The sequence below is a fragment of the Pseudomonas sp. Y39-6 genome, from assembly GCF_023651955.1.
GTDB classification, from domain to species: Bacteria; Pseudomonadota; Gammaproteobacteria; order Pseudomonadales; family Pseudomonadaceae; genus Aquipseudomonas; species Aquipseudomonas veronii.
Map to the genome: position 1 here is coordinate 2,205,515 of NZ_CP069594.1, position 25,165 is coordinate 2,230,679.

Here is a 25,165-nt window from a genome sequence, read left to right on the forward strand (position 1 = left end):
CTCGCTCCTACAGTAAGGCGATAGTGCGCTTAGATACCCTGTGGGGTTTCTTCGCCGCCCAGTGCTTCGATCAGCGCCGGCAGGAATTCGCCGAAGGTCAGCATCATCAGGGTAAAGCTGGCGTCCAGTTGGCCCAGGGCTTCGTCGCCACCGTCCTGTTCGGCCTGGTCCTGCAGCAGGTCTTCGAACTTCAGGCGCTTGACGGTCATCTTGTCGTCGAGCATGAAGGACAGCTTGTCCTGCCAGGCCAGCGACAGTTGGGTCACCACTTTGCCGGTGCTCAGGTGCAGCTGGATTTCTTCGCTGGTCAGGTCCTGGCGCTTGCAGCGCACGATGCCGCCGTCTTCGTGGGTGTCGCGCAGTTCGCATTCGTCGAGGACGAAGAAGTCATCGGCCGGTTTCTGGGTGGTGACCCAGTCGGTCATGACCGCGGTTGGCGCGGTTTTCACGGTGAGTGGGCGCACCGGCAGGGTGCCGATCACTTCACGCAGGGTCGACAGCAGGTCTTCGGCGCGTTTCGGGCTGGCCGAGTTGACCAGGATCAGGCCCTGTTTCGGCGCGATCGCGGCGAAGGTCGACGAACGACGGATAAACGCGCGCGGCAGGAAGGCCTGGATGATTTCATCCTTGATCTGGTCCCGTTCCTTTTTATAGACCTTGCGCATTTGCTCGGCTTCGATCTCTTCGACCTTCTCTTTCACGGCGTCACGCACCACGCTACCCGGCAGGATGCGTTCTTCCTTGCGCGCAGCGATCAGCAGGAAGTCACCGCTGACGTGGACCAGGGGAGCGTCTTCACCTTTACCGAAAGGCGCGACGAAACCGTAAGTGGTCAACTCCTGGCTTGCACAAGGGCGCGCCAGTTTGGTGGCCATTGCAGTTTCCAACGCCTCGGCATCAACAGGCAGATCTTGGGTCAGGCGATAGATAAGCAGGTTCTTGAACCACATGGGGTGAGTCTCTCCTTTATACAAAGGGGGGCATTATTGTCTTGATAGCGGCTGAGGCCAACCCTGCCTAAGCCATTGGAAGGGCTGAAAAAAAAGATTTAAGAAAGTGCTTGCCAGACCTTGGGTCGCTCCGTAGAATGCGCGCCACACCGAAACGAAGGGTGATTAGCTCAGCTGGGAGAGCATCTGCCTTACAAGCAGAGGGTCGGCGGTTCGATCCCGTCATCACCCACCATTCGCTTTATGTGTTACGCGCAGCGGTAGTTCAGTCGGTTAGAATACCGGCCTGTCACGCCGGGGGTCGCGGGTTCGAGTCCCGTCCGCTGCGCCATATTCGGTTACCTGGAACGCTGAACGCCAGGTCACCACAGAAAGCCCGCTCATTGAGCGGGCTTTTTTTTGCCTGGGATTCGGCGCCCTGGCGACGCCGCCCAACCTGCGTTCGCTGTGTGGTGAGATCGATCGGCGGTACACTTTCGCGGGCAATCTTCCGAACCAGCTTACTTCTCGCGCTTTTTCTCGCGCGGCAGGGGACACCTCGAAGGCGGCAACATACGGTGAATATCGATACCCGCATCAAATTCCGCCATCTGGTGTGCTTTCTCGAAGTGGCGCGCCAGGGCAGTCTGGCGCGCGCCTCGGAAAAATTGGCGATCAGCCAGCCGGCGCTGTCCAAGACCCTCAAAGAACTCGAAACCCTGCTGACCGCCACTTTATTCGTGCGCAGCAAAAGTGGCGCGGCGTTGACTGAAGCCGGAGTGGCTTTTTTGCGTTATGCCGGGCCGAGCGTACAAGCGCTGCGAGAAGGGGTGAATAGCCTGCGTGCCGGCGAGCACGAACCCTTCACCGCCAGGCTCGGCGTGCTGTCCACCGTGGAAAGTTTGCTGGTGCCCGAGGTCGTCTGTCGTTTGCATGCCCGACATCCCGCGTTGGTCGTGAGCGTGGTGACCGGGCCGAGCGCGTACCTGTTGTCGCAATTGCGTGTAGGGGAGTTGGACCTGGTGGTCGGACGCATGACCGATAGTCCGCAGATCCTGGGGCTGATGTTCGAGCATCTGTACAGCGAATCCATGACCCTGGTGGTGCGTAACGGCCATCCGCTATTGGCTGACCCGCAGGCGCATGAACATATCGAAAATTATCCGCTGGTGTTGCCGCTGGCGGGGACGACGATCCGCAAATACGCCGACAGCCTGTTTGTGCAGCACGGCATCAGCCCGCCGCGCCAGCGTCTGGAAACCCTGTCGTTGATCTTGAGTCGGCGTTATGTGCAGGGCAGTCAGGCGATCTGGGTCGCGCCTTTTGATGCGGTCAGGCAGGACCTGAATCGAGGTGATCTGTTTGAGTTGGAACTGGGTATTCGTGAACCCGGTGGTTCTGTGGGGCTGTGCAGCAATCCCGCGCTGACGATGTCCATGGCGGCTCAATGGTGCGTGGAGGTGTTGCGCGAGGTGGGCGAGGAATATCGCGAAGGCTGCTATCCATAACCATCTGGATATGGATAGGGTCGGTTTTTTCAGTGTTGGAGGGCGCCTGATCAGGCGAGACTGGGGCGGTGATTGCCGGTTACCCAGCGTTCACCCCTGATTTTCATCCATAACAAAAAGGAAACCGACATGTCTGATGCGGACAATAGCCGTTTCGTCATTCGTGATCGTAATTGGCACCCCAAAGCCCTGACGCCTGACTACAAAACCTCGATCCTGCGTTCCCCGCGTCAAGCCTTGGTGAGCATCCCCCTATCCCGCTCGGAAACCAGCGGCCCGGACTTTTCCCACCTGAAGATGGGGCAGCACGATAACGATCTGCTGCTGAACTTCAACCACGGGGGCTTGCCCATCGGTGAGCGCATCATCGTCGCCGGTCGGGTCTGTGACCAGTATGGCAAGCCGATTCCCCATACCCTGGTGGAGATGTGGCAAGCCAATGCCGGTGGTCGCTATCGACACAAGAAAGACAGCTATCTGGCCCCCATCGACCCTAACTTCGGCGGCGTCGGCCGTGCCTTGACCGACCGCGACGGCAACTACAGTTTCCGCACGGTCAAGCCCGGCCCGTATCCGTGGCGCAATGGTCCCAATGACTGGCGTCCGGCGCATATTCACTTCTCCATCAGTGGCCCGTCGATTGCCACGCGATTGATCACCCAGCTGTATTTCGAAGGTGACCCGCTCATCCCGATGTGCCCGATCGTCAAGTCGATCGCCAATCCGGATGCGGTGCAGAGCCTGATCGCAAGGCTTGATATGAGCATGGCCAATCCCATGGATTGCCTGGCTTATCGCTTTGATATCGTTCTGCGCGGTCAGCGCAAGACCCACTTCGAAAACCGTTGAGGAGGCACGCCCATGCCCGTTGAACTTCTGCCTGAAACCCCGTCGCAAACCGCCGGTCCTTACGTGCATATCGGCCTGGCGCTGGAGGCGGCAGGCAACCCGCCCCGCGAGCAGGAAATCTGGAACGAAATGGCCAAGCCTGGTGCGCCGGGGGAGCACATCCTGTTACTGGGCCATGTCTATGACGGCAACGGTCACCTGATCCGCGATGCGTTCCTGGAATGTTGGCAGGCTGACCACGAAGGCGTTTACGACAGCGACTACAACCTGGAAAAGCCCTTCAACGGTTTTGGCCGCACGGCGACCACGGATACTGGCGAGTGGCAGATCCATACCGTCAAGCCGGGCACCGTGAAGAACGCTGCGGGTGTGCCGATGGCGCCGCACGTCAATGTTTCGCTGTTCGCGCGGGGCATCAATATTCACTTGCAGACCCGGGTGTACTTCGACGACGAAGCCCAGGCCAATGCGATCGATCCGGTGCTGAATCTGATCGAGCAGCCTCAACGTCGGGAGACGCTGGTCGCCAAGCGTTGCACGGTTGATGGCAAGTTGGCTTATCGTTTCGATATCCGCATACAGGGCGAAGAAGAAACAGTGTTCTTCGACTTCTGACGGAGGGGGGGGCACGGCAAGCCCGCTCATTGAGCGGGTTTTTTGCGGTCTGGGCTTTGGAAAACCCGGTGCGGGGTGACCTGTTAACGAGCCATCGGGTAAACGCAATAGCGCCGCGTTTGGCCCAGAAGAAGCCCGTTTTTACCGGGGCGCGCCGCTCATTGAAAAATATTTAAAATAAATTGCATTTAAATCAACACATTGCGGATTTTTCGTATATGATGCGGCCCACACCGAAAGTGAAGGGTGATTAGCTCAGCTGGGAGAGCATCTGCCTTACAAGCAGAGGGTCGGCGGTTCGATCCCGTCATCACCCACCATTCGCTTCAAGTGTTACGCGCAGCGGTAGTTCAGTCGGTTAGAATACCGGCCTGTCACGCCGGGGGTCGCGGGTTCGAGTCCCGTCCGCTGCGCCATATTCGGTAACCTGGAACGCTGAACGCCAGGTCACCACAGAAAGCCCGCTCATCGAGCGGGCTTTTTTTGTGCCTGCCATTCAGCTCGGCGCTCCCTGTGCGGCCTCGGCGTGGAGGGGCGCGATGGGGCGTCGACCGAGGAAAATCAACACCGCCGCCGCCGTCAGCAGGGTGAAGCCCGCCAGCAGTTGCAACAAGTTGTTGAAGCCGGCGATATAGGCCGTGCGCAACACCGCCACGGGCAGGCTCGCACTGGCGTGCTGCACATTGCCCATGACCAGGCTCTGCGCAATGACGGAAACGTCCAGCGCCGTGTGCTGCGGCAGATGACGCGCAACCAGGGCGCTCAACACCGCCAGGGTAACCGCCAGCGCCACGCCCTCACTGGCCACGCGTGTGGTATTGAAAATCCCCGCCGCCATGCCCGCACGTTCTTTGGGAACCACGCTGATCGCCAGCCCGTCCATCAAGCCCCATGGCAACCCGGTGCCGATGCCGATGATCAGCATCGCGACCACTGTCTGCCACGGCTGGCCGACCTGAACCAGGCTCAGCGCATACAAGCCCGCCGCCGCGATCAGCAGGCCAATGGCGCACAGCACGCCCGCCGACAGCCAGCGCGTGAGCGTCGCCGCGAGCATCGGCACCCCCAGCATGGGCGCCGACAGTGCGAGCATCATCAAGCCTGCCTCGGACGCGCCGTGGCCTTCGACGCCGATAAAGCGCAGCGGCAGCAACACGATCAGGACGATGTAGCAGTAACAGGTGCCGATCGGCAGCAGTTGCACGCCAAGGAAGCGCGCAAAGCGAAACAGCTGCAGGTCGAGCATCGGGTGGCGGACGCGATGTTCAACGAGGATAAACACCAGCAGCAACACGGCGGCCGCCGCCAGCAGGTACCGCGTGCTCGCCGCGCCCCAACCCTGCTCCGGCGCGAGGATGACCGCTGTGGTCAAGCTCACCAGCATGGCCGAAAACGTCAGCACGCCGGCCGTGTCCAGGCGCAGTGCCCGGGGATCGCGGCTTTCCCGCAGGGTCGGCGCGGCGAGCATGAGCGAGAGGCCTGCCAGCACGGCCGTGCCGAGGAAAATCGCGCGCCAGCCCCACTGTTCGATCAGCAGCCCCGACAACAGCGGGCCAAACGCCAGCCCCGCGCCGAAGGTGGTGCCCAGCAGGCTGAAGGCGCGCGTGCGCGCATGCCCGTCAAATTCCTGGGCCAGCGCCGCACAACCGCTGGCCAGCGCGATGGCCGCCGCGACGCCCTGCAGTGCGCGCAAGGCATCCAGCCAGAGCATGCCCGGTGCCACCGTCAGCCACAGGGAGGCGCCAGTAAACAGTGCCATGCCCCATAAAAACAGGCGCTTGCGCCCATAGCGGTCGGCGAGGGTGCCGGCGGCCATCAACAAGCTGCCGAAGCTGAGCATGAACGCGTTGGTGATCCACGCCAGTTGCGTGGGGTGGGCGGCGAATGTCTGGCCGATAAATGGCGTGGCGACAGCGCCGCCGGTAAAGCTCATGGGCAACACCAACGCCGCCAGGCAAATCGCGGCCAGGATGGCATGGCGGCCCGGGGCGGGCAGGGTCTCGGTGGTGGTGTGCATGGGGGGGCATTCCGGCTGTTTTATGAAGACAAAGACTCTAGACAGGATGCAATCATCGATAAATAGCCTTACATTCCACTCATAACGGACTGAATGGATGTAATGGCGTGACGGATAATCTCAGCGGCGTGATCGCCTTCGTCAAAACGGCAGAAGCCCTCAGCTTCGTGGGGGCAGCGCGGGCACTGGGGGTTTCCGCCTCGGCGGTGGGCAAGAATGTCGCCAAACTCGAAGCCTCGCTGAATGTGCGCCTGCTGCACCGCAGCACGCGCAAAGTCGGCCTGACCGCCGAAGGTCACTTGTTCTACGAGCGCTGTCGGAAAATTCTCGACGACCTGCACGACGCCCGCGCCATGCTTTCCCATGCCATACAAGCGCCCCGTGGCAAATTGCGCGTCAGCCTGCCGACCATCGGCTACCGCTTTCTCTTTCCGCATATGCTCGCGTTCAGGCAGACCTACCCGGAGATCGAGCTGGAACTGGATTTCAACGACCACCTGGTGGATGTGATCGAGGAGGGCTTCGACGTGGTGATCCGCAGCGGCGGCCTGGCCGATTCGAGCTTGATGGCCCGCAAGCTGGGGCCGTTCAGGTTTGTGCTGTGTGCATCGCCCGCGTATCTGCGCGAGCACGGGCGGCCGGCAACCCTCGCCGATCTTGAGCGCCACCCATGCCTGCGTTATCGGTTTGCCACCACCGGCAAGATCATGGACTGGACGTTGTCCGCCAACCCCGCGATCACGGCGTTGCGCCTGCCCACGGCGCTGACGTTGAACAATATGGAAGCCATGCTCAGCGCCGCCGTCGACGGCCACGGCATTGCCTACGTGCCGGACTTTCTCGCCCGCGAAGCGCTCGCCCAAGGGCAGTTGGACACCGTGTTGGAGGGCCACTGCGAGGACGAGGGCCAGTTCTGGGCGTTGTGGCCGTCCAGTCGCCATCTCTCGCCGAAAATCCGCGTGTTCGTGGACTTCGCCGCCGCGCGCCTGTTCACAACCCGACCAACCGGTAGCCCACCTGCAACTCGGTAATGAAGTACTGCGGCTGCGCCGGGTCGGCCTCGAGTTTTTGCCGCAAATGCGCCATGTGTACACGTAGGTAGTGGGCGCGGTCGACGTAGTCCAGGCCCCACACGTCCAGCAGCAGTTGCCGGTGAGTCAGCACCCGGCTCTGGCCGCGAATCATTGCGCAGAGCAAGCGGTACTCGATGGGCGTCAGGTGGACCGGCTGGCCCGAGCGCGACACTTCATGGGTGGCCAGGTCGACCTCGATCTCGCCGAACGCCACCTTGCTGGTCGCCACCACGCTGCCGGTCTGCCCATGCCGGCGCAGTTGGGCGCGGATGCGTGCGAGCAGTTCGGGCACGCCGAACGGCTTGGTCAGGTAGTCATCGGCGCCGGCGTCCAGGGCGGCGACTTTTTCTTCTTCGCGGTCACGCGCCGACAGCACCAGGATCGGCACCGCCAGCCAGCCGCGCAGTTCGCTGATCAGTTGTTTGCCATCGCCGTCCGGCAGGCCGAGGTCGACGATCACCAGGTCCGGCTGACGGCTGGCGGCATGGATCAGCGCGCGTTTGACGCTGTCGGCCTCGAACACCTGAAAACCTTCATCTTGCAGGGCAATGCCGACAAAGCGGCGGATGTTGGCCTCGTCTTCAACAATCAGAATGCGTGCAGTGCTCATAAGGGTTCCATGACGGGCGGGGTGCCCGCCGGTAGCGTGATGATGAAATGCATGCCGCACGCGCGGCCGGGGTTGGCGTCGATGCGCCCGCCGTGGGCCTCGACGATGCGTTTGGCCAGCGCCAGGCCCAGGCCGATGCCGGCGACGGACGATTCCTGCTGGCCGCGGGTGAAGGGTTCGAACAGATTCGCCGGCGCATGGCCGGGGCCGGTGTCGCTGACCTCCAGCACAATGCCCTCGCCGACCTGGCTCGCGGCCACGCGGATAGCGGTGCCCGGCGGGGTGTACTTGGCGGCGTTGTCCAGCAGGTTGACCAGCACCCGCTCGATCAGCAGCGCGTCGACTTCAACCAGCGGCAAGTGCGCGTCGAGCGTGGTGTGGACAGGGTGCCGCGCCAACGGTTCGCGCAATTGGCGCAGGGCGCTGCCGACGATTTCTTCCAGCGAGTGCCATTGGCGGTTCAGGCGCACGCCGCGTTCTTGCATGCGTGCCATGTCCAGCAGGTTTTCGATCAGGCGCTGCATGGACGTGGCTTGTTCGTGGATGCCGTGCAGCAGATCGGTCAGCGGCCCCGGCGGGGCGTGGGGCAGGGCGGTGTCGGCGGCGCCGATCAGCGTGGTCAAGGGCGTGCGCAGGTCGTGGGAAATCGCCGCGAGCAGGGTGTTGCGCATTTTCTCGCCTTCCATCTGCACCAGGGTGCTTTGCGCCACCTCGACGAAATGCACGCGCTCCAGGGCAATCGCCAGCTGGCTCATGCAGGCTTCGAGCAGGCGGCGTTCCTGTGGGTCGTTCAGGCGCTCGCTCTGCGCCAGTTCCAGCACCAGCACGCCGCGCGCGCGCATCGGCGCTTTGAGCGGCAAGTAGCAGCCCTTGGCCGCCGACAGGGTGTCGGTGCCGTGGCCGGCGGGGTGGCCGTGGTCGTAAGCCCATTGGGCGATGCTGTCGTCGATCGGCAGCCCGCCCGCGCTGACGCTGTGTACGCCATCGGCGGCATCCGGCAGGGCCAGGCCGACCCGGGCTTCGAAGACGCCGCTGAAGGTGCGCAGCGCGACTTCGCTGATGTGCTCCACGGTCAGCGCGGCCGACAGGTCGCGGGCCAGGCGCGCCAGGGAGGTTGCGCGGCGTTCGCGCGCGGCAGCGGTGCGCGCTTCGTGGCGCAGGCGCGCGGTGAGTTGGCCGGTGATCAGGGCGATGCCGAGCATCAACGCAAAGGTGAAGAAATATTGGGTGTCGTTGACGGTGAATGAATAGCGCGGCTGTACGAAAAAGAAGTCGAAACACAGCACCGCGAGCATCGCGGCCCACACGCCGGGGCCGCGTCCATAGCGCAGCGCCACCAACACGACGGTGAGCAAAAACAGCATGACCACGTTGGCCAGGTCGAACACCTGCAAGAGCAGGGCGGCGCCGGCGCTGGCGGCGAAACAGGCGAGGCTGGCCCAGAGGTAGGCCAGTCGAGTGCCGGGCAGCGCCGCGGGTTTTTCGTGCACGACGGGCTTGCCCGGTAGCAGGCCGTGGGCAATCACGATCTGATCGATTTGCGGGTGATGGCGGCTGATCCGGTCGCTGACCGACTGATGCCAGAACCGCCACCGGCGGCGCGGATGATGGCCGAGCACCAGGCGATTGGCATTGTGCTCGCGGGCGCAGGCGACCAGGGCTTCGGCGACGTCCATGCCCGGCAGTGTGGCCGTGTCGGCGCCGAATTCGCCGGCCAGGGCCAGGGTCTTCATCGCGCTCAGGTAGCGCTGGGCGCCGCGTCCCTGGGCCGACGCGACGTGGACCACAATCCAGTCCGCTTCCAGCTTCTGCGCCAGGCGCGCCGCTTCACGCACCAGGCGTTCATCGCCAGCGTCACCGGCCACGCCGACCAGCAGCCGTTCGCGGGCCGGCCACAGGGCCTTGATCGACTGTTCGCGGCGGTACACGCGCATTTGCGTGTCGACCCGGTCGGCCGTGCGCCGCAGTGCCAGTTCGCGCAGCGCCAGCAGGTTGCCCTTGCGGAAAAAATGTTGCGACGCACGCGACGCCGCCGGGCCCAGGTACACTTTGCCGTCCTTGAGGCGTTGCAACAGATCGTCCGGCGGCAGGTCGATCACCACCACGTCGTGGGCGTTATCGAACACATGGTCGGGCACGGTTTCGCGCACGCGGATGCCGATGATCCCGCTGACCAGGTCATTCAGGCTTTCCAGGTGCTGCACGTTGAGGGTGGTCCAGACATCGATGCCGGCGCTGAGCAGCTCTTCCACGTCTTGCCAGCGTTTGGGGTGGCGCGAGCCGGGCACGTTGCTATGGGCCAGTTCATCCACCAACACCACGGCGGGATGGCGGCGCAGGGCGGCGTCGAGGTCGAATTCGCTGAGCGCGAACTCGCCATGCTGCAGCGCGGCGCGGGGCAGTTGTTCCAGGCCATGGAGCCACTCGGCGGTTTCCGCGCGGCCATGGGTTTCCACCACCCCGGCCAGTACGTCGCGGCCCAGGGCGACTTCGCGTTGCGCCGCGGCGAGCATGGCGCAGGTCTTGCCCACCCCGGCGTTGGAGCCGAAGTAGATACGCAATTTGCCGCGCAAGGCGGCCTGTTCTTCTTGTTGTACCCGCGCCAGCAGGGCGTCGGGGTCGGGGCGTGCATCGTTTAAGGCGGGCATATTCTTCCTCTAGTTGTCTGTAGGAGCGAGCTTGCTCGCGAAAAACCTGAGGGTGCCGTTGGGTGTCAGGTTTCCCGCGTTATCGTTAACGCCCTTCGCGAGCAAGCTCGCTCCTACAGTGGATGGGGCGCTATACGAGGCCCAACCCCGTCAGCAGCAGGTCGATCAGCTTGATCCCGGCAAACGGCACCAGCACCCCGCCCAGGCCGTAGATCAGCAGGTTGCGGTTGAGCAACGCCGCCGCGCCGATCGAGCGGTAGGTCACACCGCGCAGGGCCAGGGGAATCAGCGCGACAATGATCAGCGCGTTGAAAATCACCGCGCTGAGAATCGCCGAGTTGGGGCTGGCCAGGTGCATCACATTCAATGCGCCGAGCTGTGGATAGGTCGCGACAAATGCCGCCGGGATGATTGCAAAGTACTTCGCCACGTCATTCGCCACGCTGAAGGTGGTGAGGGCGCCGCGGGTCATCAGCATCTGTTTGCCGACCTCGACCACTTCGATCAGCTTGGTCGGGTTGCTGTCGAGGTCGACCATGTTGCCGGCCTCTTTGGCGGCTTGGGTGCCGCTGTTCATCGCCACCGCCACGTCGGCCTGGGCCAGCGCCGGCGCATCGTTGGTGCCGTCGCCGGTCATCGCCACGAGCTTGCCCTGGGCCTGGTAGTCGCGGATCAATTGCAGCTTGTCTTCCGGGCGGGCTTCGGCGAGGAAGTCATCCACGCCGGCCTCCACCGCAATGGCGGCAGCGGTCAGGCGGTTGTCGCCGGTGATCATCACGGTCTTGATGCCCATGCGCCGCAACTCGGCGAAGCGTTCCTTGATGCCGCCCTTGACCACGTCCTTGAGTTCGACCACGCCCAGCGCCTTGGCACCGTCGCTGACCACCAGCGGCGTGCTGCCACGCCGCGCGACTTCATCGACCTTGGCCTGCAAGCTTGTCGGAAAACTGCCGCCCAACGCCTCGATATGGCTGCGAATCGCGTCCGCCGCACCTTTGCGAATCGCCCGGCCTTCGGGCAGGTCGACCCCGCTCATGCGGGTTTGCGCGGTGAAGTGGACAAAGCTGGCGCCCAACTGGTGAATGTCCCGCGCGCGAATGTCGAACTTCTGTTTGGCCAGTACCACGATGCTGCGGCCTTCCGGGGTTTCATCGGCCAGGGACGCCAGTTGCGCGGCGTCCGCCAACTCGGCCTCTTTTATCCCCGGCGCCGGCAAAAAGCTGCTGGCCTGACGGTTGCCCAGGGTGATGGTGCCGGTTTTGTCCAGCAGCAACACGTCGATGTCGCCCGCCGCTTCGACCGCCCGCCCGGAAGTGGCGATGACATTGGCCGACATCATCCGGCTCATGCCCGCCACGCCGATGGCCGAGAGCAGGCCGCCGATGGTGGTGGGGATCAGGCACACCAGCAAGGCCACCAGCACCGTGGCGCTGACCACGCTGCCGCTGCCGCTCATGACCACGGCGAAGATCGAGTAAGGGCTCAGCGTGGCGATCACCAGCAGAAACAACAGGGTCAGGCCCACCAGCAGGATGGTCAGCGCCACTTCGTTCGGGGTCTTCTGGCGCTTGGCCGATTCGACCATCGAGATCATGCGGTCCAGAAACGACTCGCCGGGGTTGACGCTGATACGCACCACCAGCCAGTCCGACAGCACACGGGTGCCGCCGGTGACCGAGGAAAAGTCGCCGCCGGCCTCGCGAATCACCGGTGCCGATTCGCCAGTGATCGCGCTTTCGTCCACCGACGCCACGCCTTCAATCACGATGCCGTCCAGCGGCACCAGGTCGCCGGCTTCGATCAGCACCACCTGATCTTTGCGCAGCAGCGTCGCTTCCGTTGGCAGCCACGCCGCGCCGTGCTTGGGCTGTTGCAGCAACTTGGCCAGGGTCTGGCGTTTCATGCCGCGCAGGCTCGCGGCCTGGGCGCGGCTGCGTCCTTCGGCCAGGGCCTCGGCGAAGTTGGCGAACAGCACGGTGAACCACAGCCACAAGGTGATGCTGAGGATAAAGCCGCTGGGCGCTTCACCCTGGCCGCCCAGGGACTGGAACCACAGCAAGGTGGTGAGGATGCTGCCCAGGTAGACCACGAACATCACCGGGTTTTTCCATTGCGCCTGGGGCTGCAGTTTCTTCAGCGCATCCCCACACGCGGTGAGGACGATGGCGCGATCAAACAGAGGTAAACGAGCATTCTTCATGAGGGAAATCTCTTACTCACTGGCCGCAATAGGGGGCTGACGCGATGGCAGGCGGGCGTCCAGCGCAAGGTTGAGTTGCAGCACATTGACCCGTGGTTCGCCGAGCAGGCCGAGGGTGCGCGCGCTGGTGTATTGGTTGACCAGTTGCAGCAGCTCGGCTTCGGGGATCTGCCGCAGGCGCGCCACCCGTGGCAGTTGCAGCCGCGCATTGGCCAGCGAGATATGCGGGTCGAGGCCTGAAGCGGAAGCGGTGACTGCGTCCACCGGAACCAGGGCATCGGCGGCCAGGCCGTTGTCCTGGCGATAGGCGTGGGCGCGTGCGGCCACCTGGTCCACCAGCTTCTGGCTGGTCGGCCCCAGGTTGCTGGCGCCGCTGGAGCCGGCGTTGTATGGCTGCGACACGCTTTTGCTCGGGTCTTGCGGGTCGGCGCCGAGGGTCATGCTCGGGCGCCCGTGAAAGTACTCCGGCCGGGTGAAGTGCTGGCCGATCAGGGCCGAGCCCATGACCAGGCCGTCGCGTTCAATCAGCGAGCCGCGGGCCTGGAACGGGAACACCAGTTGGGCGGTCACGGTGGTGAGCGCCGGGTAGGCGAACCCCGTCAACAGCATGAAAAACACCGCCGAAACCAGCACCGGGCGCAACAGCCCTTTGAATATCGATTGAGTCGTCATCCACGTGTCCTCAGTTGTACGTCTGGCCGGACAGCAACTGCAGTTGCTCCACCAGCGGGCCGAGCGCGAGCGCCGGCAAAAAGGTCAGGCCACCGACCACCAGCACCACGAACACCACCAGCAACATGAACAGCGGGGTCGCGGTGGGAATGGTGCCGGCACCGGCAGGCACGGTTTTCTTCATTGCCAGGGAACCCGCCACGGCGAGCATCGGCAGCATGGTGAAGAAGCGCCCGATCAACATCGCCAGGCCGATGGTGGTGTTGAAAAACGGCGTGTTCGCGTTCAAGCCGGCGAAGGCCGAGCCGTTGTTGGCGGTGCCGGAGGTATAGGCGTAGAGCACCTCGCTGAAACCGTGGGGGCCGAGGTTGTTCAGGCTGGCCAGGGTGTCGGGCCACAGGGCGGCGAGGGCGGTGAAACCGAGGATGCTGATGGGGTGCGCGAGCACCGAGAGCATCACCAGTTTCATCTCCCGCGCCTCGATTTTCTTGCCGAGGAACTCGGGGCTGCGGCCGATCATCATGCCCACCAGAAACACCGTCAGCAGGGCGTACTGGATCAGGTTGATAAAGCCCACGCCGTCGCCGCCGAACACGCAGTTGAGCATCATCTGCGCCAAGGGCACGAAACCGCCCATGGGGGTCAGCGAGTCGTGCATGGTGTTGACCGAGCCGGTGGTCGCGGCGGTGGTGGTGGCGATGAACAGGCTGCTGTCGGCGATGCCGAAGCGCAGTTCCTTGCCTTCCATGTTGCCGCCGCTTTGTTCCAGCGACAGGCTCTGGTTGGCGCCGGCCTGGGTCAGCAGCGGGTTGCCGTTTTGCTCGGCGCCGTAGACCAGGGCGAGGAAGCCGATGAACATCACCAGGAAGGTGCCGAAAAACACCCAGCCCTGACGACGCTGCACCAGCATGCTGCCAAAGGTGTAGGTCAATGCCGACGGGATCAGCAACATGCTGAGGATGTGTAGGATGTTGGTCAGCGGCGTCGGGTTTTCGAACGGGTGCGCCGCGTTCATGCTGAAGAAACCGCCGCCGTTGGTGCCGATGTGCTTGATCGATTCAAAGCTGGCCACCGCGCCGACAATCAACTGCTGCTGCGCGCCTTCCAGCGTGGTGACCAGCGCCTGGGAAGCGAAGGTCTGCGGCATGCCCTGCCAGACATACACCAGCGCCATGCCCAGGCACAGCGGCAGCATTACGCGGTAGAGCGTGCGGGTGAAGTCGACCCAGAAGTTGCCGAGGTCGCCCGAGCTGGAGCGGCTCAAGCCGCGAATGAAACCGGCCGCCGCGACCACGCCGGAGGTGGCGCCGACGCACATCAGAAAGGTGATGACCGCCATCTGGCTGAAGTTCGACAGGCTCGTCTCGCCCGAGTACGCCTGCCAGTTGGTGTTGGTAATAAAGGACACCGTGGTGTTGAACGCCAGGTCCGGCGTTTGCGCGGCCAGCCCCAGCGGGTTGATCGGCATCACCGCCTGCAGGCGCAGGACCAGATAGCCCAGCAGCATCATCGCCGCGTTCGACAGCAACAGCGCCGAACCGTAGCGGGCCCAGCCCATGTTTTCCTGCGGGTCGATGCCCAGCAGGCGATAGGTACAACGTTCCGGCCAGGCATGGTAAGTCCCGGTGAACACCCGGGTCAGCCATTTGCCCATCAGTACCGCGAGTCCCGTCATCAACCCCAGGACCAGCGCAAATTCCAGCAGCGTGCTTAACATGTCGTGGCTCCGTTCAAATCTTGCCCATGGCGACAATGGCCATGGCAGTCGCAACAAAAAACACCAGGGAGAGGCCAATAAACATCAGGTCGTACATGGCGAACTCCCTAGAATTTTTCTGCGCGAATAAGTGCGTAGCCCAAGTAAGCGAACAGCCCCACGGCGCATAAGCCGCTGGCGATATAAATGAACGTGAGTGTGAGCACGGTGTAACTCCCCTGAATGAATAAGCCGCAATGGCGGACGCGGGGAGGTTAATCGCTGGGGTATCAAGCCCAGGCACTGATTAGCGGCGGCGGTATTAAGACGGTATAGAGACGAAGTTATGCGAGGCGAACGAAAAAAAGGGATAGCCCGCCGCCCGGGTATCCCTTGAAAAACTGGGGTTCTGCTGATGTTGACGCGCTGTTTATTTGGCTTTCTTTTTCTTCTCGCTGCGCGTGGCGAGGTGCTCGAAGCAAAACGCGGCGGTGCCGAAGAGTGCAATCATTGAGAGGACGACCATGCCTAAAGTTGAACTTTCCACGATGACTTCCTACGGATGTTTGGGGGTAGGAAGTGACGGTAGAACGTTCGCGCTTAGTGACTCAATAGAGGCGACGTAATCGTTATGGCGAATTGGCAATCTATACGCATTCTTTACGAAAAGCAGAACGACACAACATCTGCTTATTGTAATGAGATCTAAATGTGGGAGGCAGCAAGCCCCCTCCCACACAGCCCCAACCTTACAAATTGCGGCTATGCCGATAGTCGCTGACGGCTTCGTACACCGCTTTACGCAACCGGTTGATCCCGCCGATGGGGCGATGCGCCTCCAGCCCGAACCACGGGTTGAACGACTGGTTGTCGCACGCCAGGTTCAGCGCCGGCGTGTCGAAATCCTGGGCGGGGATCGTCACCTTGGCCACGGTTTCATAGGGCGCATCGCTTTCCTTCCATTCGATGCTGGTGTCTTCGATCGGCATGAACTTCTGCGGGTTCTGCCGCTGGATCTGCAACACGAAACACGCCGGCACGCGGTCGGTGGACAGTTGCTGGTTCAGCGCACTGCGCAGGAAGTTCGGCAGGTCCTGGTTCTGTTTGGGCGGCACGTAATCCGGGCAGCTTTGCGGGTCGGGTGCGACGCGGAACTTGGCGTTGGCCGCGCCGAACTTGTAGGGCGAGACGGAAAAGTACGTGGTCTGGGTCGGGCTGGCTGGCGCGGGGGCCAGGGTCGCCAGGGCGATGAACAGGTGGCGCACCTGCCAACTGCGCGGGTCGAGCTTGGGAAAAAATGCCAGGACCTTCTTGCCGTCTGCTTGGGCCCCGATGTTCTGCGCGTATTCGGCCACGTCGCTGACAAAGAAGTTCGGGTGGCTGAACATCACGAAGTCCTGCTCGGCCCGCGCTTGCTGGTCGGCGAGCAGCTGTTTGCCCGGCACGTCGAGCAGCTTGATGGCCATGCCGCGTGCATCGCGGATGCTGTCGAATTGCGGGTAGGCGTTGCCGTTGGACAGTCGCATCATGGCGTGCCAGGTCTTGCCCGGTTCGGCGAACACACCTTGGCGTAACGCCGGGTCGAGGTCGGCCAGCACACTGACTTCGGCCTTCACGCAACCGTGGGCCTTGGCGTGGGCGTCGCGCAGGTAGCGCGTGCCTTCGCGGTGTTGGTCAACGATACGCACTGCCGTCTGGATAATGCCTTGGGTCATTGCCGCTTCACCGGACGGGATCTGCTCATCCGGCGACACCGGACCGCTGTACTGCCAGGCGTACCAGGCGGTGGCGGCCAGCCAGCCGAGCAGGCCAAGGGCCAGCAGCCATGCCAGGGTTTTGCCGAGCACGGTGCCGAGGCGCAGCCACAGGCGCGCGAGCATGGACGGTTGCTGGTTGTGCGAGTGGATAATCATGGCAGTTGTTGCTCCAGCGGGCCGCCGAGGACTTTGAGGTATTCGAGCAGCGCCCAGCGTTCCTGGGGCAGCAGGCCGCGGCCGATGACCCCGTTGCCACGCTGGCCGGCACGGAATTCATGGCCGCTGTTGTGGTTGCCGGTGATGCGCGTATCGAACAGGAAGGCATTTTTGAACGCGTCGGTCTGAAAGCCCAGGTGGCGCGGGTCGTAGTCGAAGGTGCCTTTATAGAAGGTGGTGGCGCGCTCGTCCTGGGGCGAGAGCAACTGGTAGATCGTCGGCACCGAGCCGTTGTGCAAGAACGGTGGGGTGGCCCACACGCCGGCCAGCGGCCGCGCTTTGTAGGCGCGCAATTCGCGCACGCCGATGGGCAGGCCGTAACCGTCCAGGCGTGGGCGCTCGGCCGGGGTAACGCCGGCGGCGCGGTAGGCGTGGTCCTCAACGAAGGCGGTGACGTAGGCCAGGCCCTTGGCCACGGAGATTTTTTTCAGGTCCAGCGGTTCGGTGGGCGTGGGGTGCAACTCGACATTCAGTTTGGCCAGCTCCGCCGGGTCCCATTTCAAGGTGCTGAGGTCATAGCGCTGGTCGGCAATGTTGTTGGCGGCGCCAGGGTCGGTGCCGATGGCGTCCACCGGGAGCATCTTCAGTTGCTGTACCGGGCGGCCATTTTGCTGGGTGACGGCCGGCACATGGCAGCCGGCGCAGTTTTCGGCGAACAGTGCGCGGCCCTGGGCGGCGAGGGGCTTGTCGATGGCGCCGAACAGGTCTTCCGGCCAGGTCGGCGGCTTGAGGCGCTGCAGGGTTTCTTCGATCAGGTTCAGGTCGCGCACCCGCACGCTCGACGGGTAGCGCGCGTCGCCCTGAAGCGGTTGGCCGGCGTTGTCGAAGAAGCCCAGGGTGGCTCCCACGCCGAGGGCTTCGCCGATATTGCGCGCCATCGGTTGTTGCGCTGAACCGTTCCACTGCACCCAGTCGAACGTCCAGATATCCCACAGCTGCGGGTAGTCCACAGGCGCGTTGGCAACGCGGTAATTGTCCGGCGAAATCGCGTCGCCGAAGCTGGCGTTGGCGATGCGGCCGAAGGCATCGGTGCGCCCCGGGCCTTCTTCGGTGGGGTAGAGGCCGCGATGGGTGTCGTTCCAGGCGACTTTGAGGAACTGGTTCAGCGACTGTTTGAAGTCCTGGCGCAGCAGTTGTTCATTGTGAGTGTCGTAATCGTGGCCGAGCACCTTGCGGGCGAAGCGCTCGAATTTCCAGGGGTTGTAATACGTCGCGGCAAGGCTGGCCACCAGGGCCTGGCCGAAACTGCCGCCGCGCAAGGTCGGCACGCTGGACGGCAGCACGTGCTGGGCCGAACCGCCGTCGATGCGCAGGGCCTGGCCGTTGAAATGCAGTTCGCCGGTGTGGCAGGCGGCGCAGGTGATGTCCAGGTATTCGGTATTGTTGCCGGCATTCTTGTGCCGAGCGAAGCCGACCGGCAGGTTGCCGGGGTTTTGTGTGCTGGGCACTTGCTTGGGGTCGACCAGGAAGCCGAAGCGTGCCAGGTACTCCGGGGCGGCGAAGCGCTGTTCGGAAAACGGCAGTTCCAGCGCGGTGAACCAGTCGTAATGCAGGCCTTTTACCTGGGTGCCCTGGGGCGTGAAGTAATAGGTCTGGCGGTCGGCGGCACTCCATTGGTCCTGGTAGCGTACCTGTTCCACGGGCACGTAGTCCGGCAGCCTGGGGTTGACGGTGTAATAGAGCACCACCGCCAGGATCAGGCCCAGCAGGGCGAGAATCAGCAATAAAACACGGGAAAAAATGCGCAAGATAACTATCCTTGTCGAGTGATTGCGTTGTTATGCCACTACGCCACAGGTGCGGCAAGTGGCCATGGTCCTGCTGACAGGCAGTCCCGCGATCCGTCGCGGGCGCCCATCATGAATGAAAATGCGTTTAAACACGTGAACTTATCAGAAGTTTCCTGCTCAGATGCCGGTAGCCATTGGTCGTGGCCGCCTGATAAGCTCGCGACTTTATTCGATTGCCCTTTTGGCGCATGAACAAGGAAATAGCATGAAACAGCATCGGTTGGCGGCGGCGGTGGCCCTGGTTAGCCTGGTACTTGCGGGTTGTGATTCGCAGACCAGCGTAGAGCTGAAAACCCCGGCGCAGAAAGCTTCCTACGGTATCGGCCTGAACATGGGCAAAAGCCTTGCCCAAGAAGGCATGGATGACCTGGATTCCAAAGCGGTAGCCCAGGGCATTGAAGATGCCGTCGGCAAGAAAGAGCAGAAGCTGAAAGACGACGAACTGGTTGAAGCGTTTGCCGCACTGCAAAAGCGTGCTGAAGAACGCATGGCCAAAATGAGCGAAGAGTCGGCAGCCGCCGGCAAGAAATTCCTCGAAGACAACGCCAAGAAAGACGGTGTAGTCACCACGGCTTCCGGCCTGCAGTACAAGATCACCAAGAAAGCCGACGGCCCTCAGCCTAAGCCGACCGACGTAGTGACTGTTCACTACACCGGCAAGCTCACCAACGGCACCACCTTTGACAGCTCCGTGGATCGCGGCAGCCCGATTGACCTGCCGGTCAGCGGTGTGATTCCGGGTTGGGTCGAAGGCCTGCAACTGATGCACGTCGGCGAGAAGGTCGAGTTGTACATCCCGTCCGACCTGGCTTACGGTGCCCAGAGCCCGAGCCCGGCGATTCCGGCCAACTCCGTGCTGGTATTCGACCTGGAACTGCTGGGTATCAAGGACCCGGCCAAGGCTGAAGCTCCTGACGCACCAGCCGCCAAGAAGTAATCGGCGCCTGAACACCCAACGCCCCGTCTCGACGGGGCGTTGTTGTTTCTGCCGCACGCTTGCACACTCAAGCCTGTGCAAACCCAAACGAACGTCCGCAAGGTGCGGCAGTCTGATCAAGACTCGAGTGCAGGTAGCCGGACGCAAGCGCCAAGTCAATGAATTCTTGGGTTTTTTTGATGTGCGCAAAAAACGCCCGATCTGACTGAAGGCCTTGTAAACCGTGGCTCTCAGCGGTGAAAACCGGCTCTGTTCACAAGGTTATCCACAATTTGTGTGGATAACCTTCTCTGTCCCATGGAACTGGAGTGCCGAATGAAACCACCCTTCAATTTCGCCCGTTTTCTGCCCATGGCCGCGCGCTTGCTGGGGCGTGGGCGTTTGCCGACGCTGTTGTTCGCCGTGGCGGCCAAGGGCGCAAGCCAGGGCAACCGCCTCGGTAAGCTCAAGGATGACCTCAAGTTGCTCCAGGCCCTGTGCCTGGCCTACTGGCGGGGCGAGTACCGCGCGATCAGCCCGAAGGCGCTGGTGTCGGTCGTCGCAGGACTGATGTATTTCCTCAGTCCGATCGATGCGATACCGGACTTTATTCCCATGTTCGGCATGCTCGACGACATCGCCGTGCTGGCCTGGGTCATGAAGAGCCTGAGCGCCGAACTGAGCGCCTTTCGCGCCTGGCGTGAGGCGCAGCGTCCGGAAAAGCTCGCCGTGGTTGAGCGCCTGCCTGCGACGCCCGCGCTGCTGGCCCAGGAAAACCGGCAAAAAACCCCATGATACGGCGATCCCCCTGCGACCTTTGTGGCTGTTAGGATTACACTCCTTAGGAAAGCGCTTAAGGAAAGTGCTTACTTAGTAAGTGTTGTTATCCTACGGGGCTGTCATGGATATTCAGATAATTTCACGGGATGGCGAACCCGAATATGCGGTGTTGCCATGGGATCAGTACCAGGCGCTGCTAAAAGCCGCCGGTCAGCAGCAACCCGCACCAGCACCTTCTTCTACTGCCCACGCCGCGCCAGCCCAGGACCTGCACCCGCTTGCAGACCTGCGCGGCTTGCGCGAAGCCAAGGGCCTGGCTATTGAAGCCCTGGCCCGTACCGTGGGGATCAGCCCCTCGTACCTCGGATTGATCGAAAGTGGTGAACGCCAGCCGGATGCCGCGATCCGCCGCAGTCTGGCCTGGGAATTGGGCGTGGCAGGTTGGAGGGATGAATCTTGAGCCTACGTATCAGCCGTCAACACTGGGATGGGTTACTCCACGAACTGGACCAGGCGCGCCGCCAGCGCCACTTGCTGACTTACCGTGCGCTGCTGGAGCGCCTGCAATTTCCCACGCCGGCGATGCAGACCCTCACCGCCGCCCTGGAACATCTGGCGGCGCTGGATGCCAAGGCCGAGCAGCCGTTGCGCAGTTCCCTGGTGATCAGCCAGGGTGCCAGCCGCCTGCCGCGTACCGGTTTTTTTGAATGCGTGGAGCGCCTGGGGCGTTTTTGCGGGCCTTCCGATGGCGTGGCCGCCGCGTCCTGGCACGCTTCGGAGGTGGTGCGCGTGTTCGAATACGAGTACCCGGAATCCGCCGAGGCTTAAACCGGCAGGGGCAGCATGTCCAGGCTGTCGATCACGTGGATGCTGTAACCGGCGATGTCCTTGGCATGGTGTTTGGCCTGGGACGCCAGCTCCGCCAACTGGCTGGCATCGAGTTGTCCACAGGCCTGTGGATACAAATGCACCACGCCGATGGACAGCGACAACAGAGCATATTCCTGGCGCACACCCTGGCGGTTCAAGGCCACAAAGCAGCCGGCGTCCAGATGTTCGGCGCGATAGAAGCGTCGGCATTGGGTGTGGAAATCGTCCAGCAGTTGATTGAGCCGTTTGCGCCAATCCTGCGGCCCGAGCACCAGCAAAAAGTCATCGCCGCCGATATGCCCGACAAAGTCGCGGCTGGGGTCGACCCGGTCATTCAGGCATTGCGCCAGGCACAGCAGCACTTCATCGCCACGCCCGTAGCCATAGATGTCATTGAACGGCTTGAAGCTGTCGATATCCACGTAGCAAATCACCGACTCGCGTTGCTGCTGCAACAGTCGTGTCAGGCACTGCTGGATCGGCACGTTGCCCGGTAGCAGGGTCAACGGGTTGGCGTAGCGCGCCTGCTGGATCTTCAGCTCGGTGATCAGCTTGAGCACATCGATCACCCGGCCCAGGCCGAGGTAGTCGCCGTTCAGCGTGATGATGAAGTCTTCCTCGATGCGTTGGCGGGCGCGGCTGGTCAGCAGCCGGCTGACCTGTTGCAGGGACTGGCTCAACTCCACAGCGAGAAAATCATCGCTCATCAGGCGGCTGATCGGCTTGCGCGCGAACAGGTCGGTGGCGAAGGGTTTGAGCAGGGCGTCGGACAACGAATGGCGATGCACAATCCCGACCGGCCGGTCGCGCCCATCCAGCACCGCCAGGGAGTTGAGGTTGGCCTGGCGGCGGAAGGACTCCAGCACCTGGGCGGTGGCGGTGTCCTGATTCACTGCCGGCTGCTCGTTGAGCAGGGCGCTGAGGTCACTGCCTTCTTCGCTGAGGGCAATGTTGGCGTTATCGGGTTTGGGTAGCATCAGGCGCGCTTCCTGCGGCGGGTGTTCTTGGGGACGACAGAGCAAATAACCCTGGACCAGGTCGACCCCCATCTCGGTCAGCACCGCCAGCTCTTCCGGCAGCTCGATGCCTTCGGCAATCACCTGGGCGCGCGACGCCCGGGCGATCTGCAGGATAGAACCGACAAATTCGCGCTTGAGCGCGTCCTGGTGGATGCCGTCGATAAAGTGCCGATCGATCTTCACGTAATCCGGACGCAGTTCCGACCACAAGCGCAGGCTGGAATACCCTGCGCCCAAGTCGTCGAGTGCGATGGCGAAACCCATGTCGCGGTAGTGATGCAGGGCGGTTTGCAGCAGGTCGAAATCGTCGGTGGGCGACTGCTCGGTGAGTTCGATCACCACTTGGCTGGGGGGGATGCCGAAGTCCCGCAGCAGTTGCAGGGTGCGGCCCGGTTGGTGCGCGGTTTCCATCAGGGATTCCGGCGAGATATTGAGAAACAGCTTGCCCGGCAACTTCTGCTCGCTGAAGCGTCGGCATGCGCTTTCGCGGCAGGCTATTTCCAGTTCGCTGAGGCGCCCGGCATGGCCGGCCACGGCAAACAGGGCGACCGGGGAGTGCAGCGGGCTGTTGGACGGGCCACGGCTGAGGGCTTCGTAGCCGAGGATACGCCGCTCGGACAGACAGATGATCGGTTGGAACAGGCTGTGCAAACTGCCTTGAGCCAGGATAGAGCCCAATGCATTCAGCTGTTCGGTCATGGTCATGGCGATCTCGATCGAAAAAAAAGGACCGCAGGCGGTGAGCCGACGGTCCTTTATTTCACGACAGAATGATGTCTATATGATGACACTCTGCGGAGCGATCACATTAAATAGCCATCATTTACTGCTTGGCCACCTGTTTGGTCACTTTCAGGTAGTCCAGCAGAATCCGGCCTGTCTCGGCCAGGTAGGCGTCGTCTTCCGGCTTGGTTTTATCCGCCTCGGCTGGCAGCGCGTCTTCATCTTCTTTCTTCAGTTCCTTGAGTGGGTCTTCGCCCTTGGCCTTGCGGCGGACGTTTTCCAGCACCAGTTGCTGATTCTCGATGTCGGCGTGCTGCTTGCGACGATCCACTTCATTGAGGCTGACGGATTTTTCTTCCATCAGCTTCTTGGCCAGGGCCAGCTTGTCGCGGATGAACACGAACTCGGCATCCTTGGCGGAGCGGGTGTCGTGGTCAGCCTTCAACTGCGCCAGGAATGGCTTGAACGGGTCCGACGCGGGCTTGATCGCAGGACGGATGGTGTCCCACGGCATGGCCTCGGGCAGGGCGCTCTCGCCGATTTCCTTGGTGTCGATGATCGACGGGAAGTCGATGTCCGGCAGCACGCCCTGATGCTGGGTGCTCTGCCCGGAAACCCGGTAGAACTTGGCCAGGGTCAGTTTCAGCTCGCCATGGTTCAGCGGCTGGATGGTCTGCACGGTGCCTTTGCCGAAGGTCTGGCCGCCGATGATCAAGGCGCGGTGATAGTCCTGCATGGCGCCGGCGAAAATCTCCGAGGCCGAGGCCGACAGGCGGTTGACCAGCAACGCCATCGGGCCTTTGTAGAAGGCGCCCGGGTTCTCGTCTTCGAGCACGTCGACACGGCCGTCAGCGTTGCGCACCAACACGGTCGGACCCTTGTCGATAAACAGGCTGGTCAGCTCGGTGGCTTCCTGCAGGGAGCCGCCGCCGTTGTTGCGCAGGTCGATGACCACGCCGTCGACTTTTTCTTTCTGCAGCTCGGTCAGGATCTTCTTAACGTCGCGCGTGGTGCTCTTGTAGTCCGGATCGCCGGCCCGGAAGGCCTTGAAGTCCAGGTAGAAGGCCGGGATTTCAATTACGCCCAGCTTGTAGTCCTTGCCATCCTGCTTGAGGTTGAGGACTTTTTTCTGCACGGCCTGGTCTTCGAGCTTCACCGCTTCACGGGTGATGGACACGATCTTGCTGGTCTGGTCGTTCGGCGCATTGGTGTGCGGAATCACTTCCAGGCGCACCACGCTGCCTTTCGGCCCACGGATCAGCTTGACCACTTCGTCCAGGCGCCAGCCGACCACATCGACCATCTCTTTGTCGGCCTGGGCCACGCCGATGATCTTGTCGGCAGGGGCGACCTGCTTGGTCTTGTCTGCCGGACCGGCCGGTACCAGACGCACGATTTTCACCTGGTCATTGTCGCTTTGCAGGACGGCACCGATGCCTTCCAGCGACAGACTCATGTTGATATCGAAATTTTCCGCGTTATCCGGCGACAGATAATTGGTGTGCGGATCGTAGGACATCGCGAAGGTGTTGATGTAGGCCTGGAAGATATCTTCGGCACGGGTCTGGTCCAGACGTGCCAGCTGATTCTTGTAGCGCTTGGTCAACAGCTCTTGAATGGCCTTTGGCTCTTTGCCGGCGATCTTCAGGCGCAGCACTTCGTCCTTGACGCGTTTGCGCCACAGGTCATCCAGGGCGGCGGTGCTGGTCAGCCAAGGGGCGTCCTTGCGATCCACCAGAAGGCTTTCCTTCTCGGTGAAGTCGAACTTGTCGATGCCTTTGTCCAATTCACCCAGGGCGAAGTCCAGACGCGCTTTGACGCGGTCCAGGTAACGCTTGTAGATGGTGAACCCGGGCTGCAGGTCGCCGCTCTTGAGGAAGTCGTCGAACTGGGTCTTCCACTTGTCGAACTCAGCGATGTCGCTGGCCAGGAAGTAGCTGCGCGACGGGTCCAGCAGCTTGAGGTAGCTGTCATAGATGATCACCGAGCGAGCGTCGTCCAGCGGCGGCTTGCTGTAGTGATGACGCTTGAGCAACTCGACGACGTTAAGGCTGGCAATCACCTCATCGCGATCAGGCTGAAGATTGTCCCAGCTGTTGGCTGCGAACGTATTGGTCGACATCGACGACAAGCCGAGACCAATGAAAAGAGCTAGGGCGGTGCTTGGGAACAAATGCTTCATGCTGATTCGACGCGGGGGCAATTGATAACGCATATTAGGCCGTCTTTGAAGTCGCCGGTTCCATTTGGGCCGGTCGCATAATGCAAAAAGCCCGG

20 protein-coding genes and 4 tRNA genes are annotated in these 25,165 nt (G+C 62.3%); 12 read left to right on the top strand and 12 right to left on the bottom strand.

Translation table 11 applies throughout. The annotated features are described in order from the left end of the window. Nucleotides 1-29: 29 nt before the first annotated feature. On the bottom strand, nucleotides 30-950 hold the full coding sequence (gene rdgC, locus JN756_RS10150) for a recombination-associated protein RdgC (protein ID WP_017846844.1): 921 nt from the start codon (nucleotides 948-950) through the stop codon (nucleotides 30-32). Between the two features lie 159 nt (nucleotides 951-1,109). Here rdgC and JN756_RS10155 point away from each other — a divergent pair. The 7 genes from JN756_RS10155 to JN756_RS10185 all read left to right on the top strand — a co-directional run bounded on the left by JN756_RS10155 (nucleotide 1,110) and on the right by JN756_RS10185 (nucleotide 4,317). Then, a tRNA-Val gene (locus JN756_RS10155) sits at nucleotides 1,110-1,185 on the top strand. A gap of 19 nt (nucleotides 1,186-1,204) precedes the next feature. Next, a tRNA-Asp gene (locus JN756_RS10160) sits at nucleotides 1,205-1,281 on the top strand. A 226-nt stretch (nucleotides 1,282-1,507) separates the two neighbouring features. Beyond that, entirely contained in the window at nucleotides 1,508-2,437 is a 930-nt protein-coding gene (gene pcaQ, locus JN756_RS10165) for a pca operon transcription factor PcaQ (RefSeq protein ID WP_017846845.1), read from the top strand. Nucleotides 2,438-2,566: 129 nt separating this feature from the next. Then, on the top strand, nucleotides 2,567-3,286 hold the full coding sequence (gene pcaH / locus JN756_RS10170; RefSeq protein WP_017846846.1) for a protocatechuate 3,4-dioxygenase subunit beta: 720 nt from the start codon (nucleotides 2,567-2,569) through the stop codon (nucleotides 3,284-3,286). 12 nt (nucleotides 3,287-3,298) lie between these two features. After that, nucleotides 3,299-3,901, top strand: coding sequence for a protocatechuate 3,4-dioxygenase subunit alpha (gene pcaG, locus JN756_RS10175; protein ID WP_046384155.1), 603 nt, complete (start codon nucleotides 3,299-3,301; stop codon nucleotides 3,899-3,901). A gap of 244 nt (nucleotides 3,902-4,145) precedes the next feature. Continuing rightward, nucleotides 4,146-4,221, top strand: a tRNA-Val gene (locus JN756_RS10180). Between the two features lie 19 nt (nucleotides 4,222-4,240). After that, nucleotides 4,241-4,317: transfer RNA gene (locus tag JN756_RS10185), tRNA-Asp, on the top strand. Between the two features lie 80 nt (nucleotides 4,318-4,397). On the opposite strand, the gene JN756_RS10190 is transcribed toward JN756_RS10185, so the two are convergent. Continuing rightward, entirely contained in the window at nucleotides 4,398-5,918 is a 1,521-nt protein-coding gene (locus JN756_RS10190) for an MFS transporter (protein WP_108524446.1), read from the bottom strand. Nucleotides 5,919-6,025: 107 nt separating this feature from the next. Here JN756_RS10190 and JN756_RS10195 point away from each other — a divergent pair, with 107 nt between their 5' ends. Then, on the top strand, nucleotides 6,026-6,949 hold the full coding sequence (locus JN756_RS10195; RefSeq protein WP_169885617.1) for a LysR family transcriptional regulator: 924 nt from the start codon (nucleotides 6,026-6,028) through the stop codon (nucleotides 6,947-6,949). Here the strand turns inward: JN756_RS10195 and JN756_RS10200 are convergent. The 8 genes from JN756_RS10200 to JN756_RS10240 form a co-directional block, all read right to left on the bottom strand. After that, entirely contained in the window at nucleotides 6,909-7,601 is a 693-nt protein-coding gene (locus tag JN756_RS10200) for a response regulator (protein ID WP_046384152.1), read from the bottom strand. The genes JN756_RS10195 and JN756_RS10200 overlap by 41 nt on opposite strands. After that, nucleotides 7,598-10,249: a DUF4118 domain-containing protein gene (locus JN756_RS10205; protein WP_201022074.1), complete on the bottom strand. Its 2,652-nt coding sequence runs from the start codon at nucleotides 10,247-10,249 to the stop codon at nucleotides 7,598-7,600. Before JN756_RS10205 ends, JN756_RS10200 begins: the two co-directional genes overlap by 4 nt. 130 nt (nucleotides 10,250-10,379) lie before the next feature. After that, nucleotides 10,380-12,449 carry a potassium-transporting ATPase subunit KdpB gene (gene kdpB / locus JN756_RS10215; RefSeq protein ID WP_108524447.1) on the bottom strand — a complete coding sequence of 690 codons (2,070 nt, stop codon included), beginning with the start codon at nucleotides 12,447-12,449 and terminating at the stop codon, nucleotides 10,380-10,382. Between the two features lie 12 nt (nucleotides 12,450-12,461). Beyond that, nucleotides 12,462-13,121 (bottom strand): K(+)-transporting ATPase subunit C, encoded by a 660-nt coding sequence (gene kdpC / locus JN756_RS10220; protein WP_046384149.1) that lies wholly within the window; start codon nucleotides 13,119-13,121, stop codon nucleotides 12,462-12,464. A 10-nt stretch (nucleotides 13,122-13,131) separates the two neighbouring features. Next, nucleotides 13,132-14,838, bottom strand: a complete 1,707-nt coding sequence (gene kdpA, locus JN756_RS10225; RefSeq protein ID WP_046384148.1) for a potassium-transporting ATPase subunit KdpA — start codon at nucleotides 14,836-14,838, stop codon at nucleotides 13,132-13,134. Nucleotides 14,839-14,945: 107 nt separating this feature from the next. Continuing rightward, nucleotides 14,946-15,044 (bottom strand): K(+)-transporting ATPase subunit F, encoded by a 99-nt coding sequence (gene kdpF / locus JN756_RS32085; RefSeq protein ID WP_074851717.1) that lies wholly within the window; start codon nucleotides 15,042-15,044, stop codon nucleotides 14,946-14,948. A gap of 522 nt (nucleotides 15,045-15,566) precedes the next feature. Beyond that, nucleotides 15,567-16,697 carry a catalase family protein gene (locus JN756_RS10235; RefSeq protein ID WP_407691837.1) on the bottom strand — a complete coding sequence of 377 codons (1,131 nt, stop codon included), beginning with the start codon at nucleotides 16,695-16,697 and terminating at the stop codon, nucleotides 15,567-15,569. A gap of 29 nt (nucleotides 16,698-16,726) precedes the next feature. Further along, nucleotides 16,727-18,538, bottom strand: coding sequence for a di-heme-cytochrome C peroxidase (locus JN756_RS10240; RefSeq protein ID WP_108524449.1), 1,812 nt, complete (start codon nucleotides 18,536-18,538; stop codon nucleotides 16,727-16,729). 247 nt (nucleotides 18,539-18,785) lie between these two features. Between JN756_RS10240 and bamJ the strand changes: the two genes are divergently transcribed. The 4 genes from bamJ to JN756_RS10260 all read left to right on the top strand — a co-directional run bounded on the left by bamJ (nucleotide 18,786) and on the right by JN756_RS10260 (nucleotide 21,104). Then, nucleotides 18,786-19,517: a BamJ family beta-barrel-assembly machinery protein gene (gene bamJ / locus JN756_RS10245; protein ID WP_017846882.1), complete on the top strand. Its 732-nt coding sequence runs from the start codon at nucleotides 18,786-18,788 to the stop codon at nucleotides 19,515-19,517. A gap of 315 nt (nucleotides 19,518-19,832) precedes the next feature. Then, nucleotides 19,833-20,291 carry a YkvA family protein gene (locus tag JN756_RS10250; RefSeq protein WP_017846883.1) on the top strand — a complete coding sequence of 153 codons (459 nt, stop codon included), beginning with the start codon at nucleotides 19,833-19,835 and terminating at the stop codon, nucleotides 20,289-20,291. 106 nt (nucleotides 20,292-20,397) lie between these two features. Then, complete coding sequence (locus JN756_RS10255) at nucleotides 20,398-20,736, top strand: helix-turn-helix domain-containing protein (RefSeq protein ID WP_046385332.1); 339 nt, start codon at nucleotides 20,398-20,400, stop codon at nucleotides 20,734-20,736. Continuing rightward, nucleotides 20,733-21,104, top strand: a complete 372-nt coding sequence (locus JN756_RS10260) for a hypothetical protein (protein ID WP_017846885.1) — start codon at nucleotides 20,733-20,735, stop codon at nucleotides 21,102-21,104. Before JN756_RS10255 ends, JN756_RS10260 begins: the two co-directional genes overlap by 4 nt. On the opposite strand, the gene JN756_RS10265 is transcribed toward JN756_RS10260, so the two are convergent. Together JN756_RS10265 and JN756_RS10270 are read right to left on the bottom strand one after the other, a co-directional pair. Continuing rightward, entirely contained in the window at nucleotides 21,101-22,870 is a 1,770-nt protein-coding gene (locus JN756_RS10265) for a bifunctional diguanylate cyclase/phosphodiesterase (RefSeq protein WP_057005839.1), read from the bottom strand. The two genes, JN756_RS10260 and JN756_RS10265, sit on opposite strands and share 4 nt — an antisense overlap. 118 nt (nucleotides 22,871-22,988) lie before the next feature. Next, a complete protein-coding gene (locus JN756_RS10270; protein ID WP_169850794.1) occupies nucleotides 22,989-25,070 on the bottom strand; it encodes a carboxy terminal-processing peptidase in 2,082 nt (693 codons plus the stop codon). Nucleotides 25,071-25,165 lie beyond the last annotated feature (95 nt).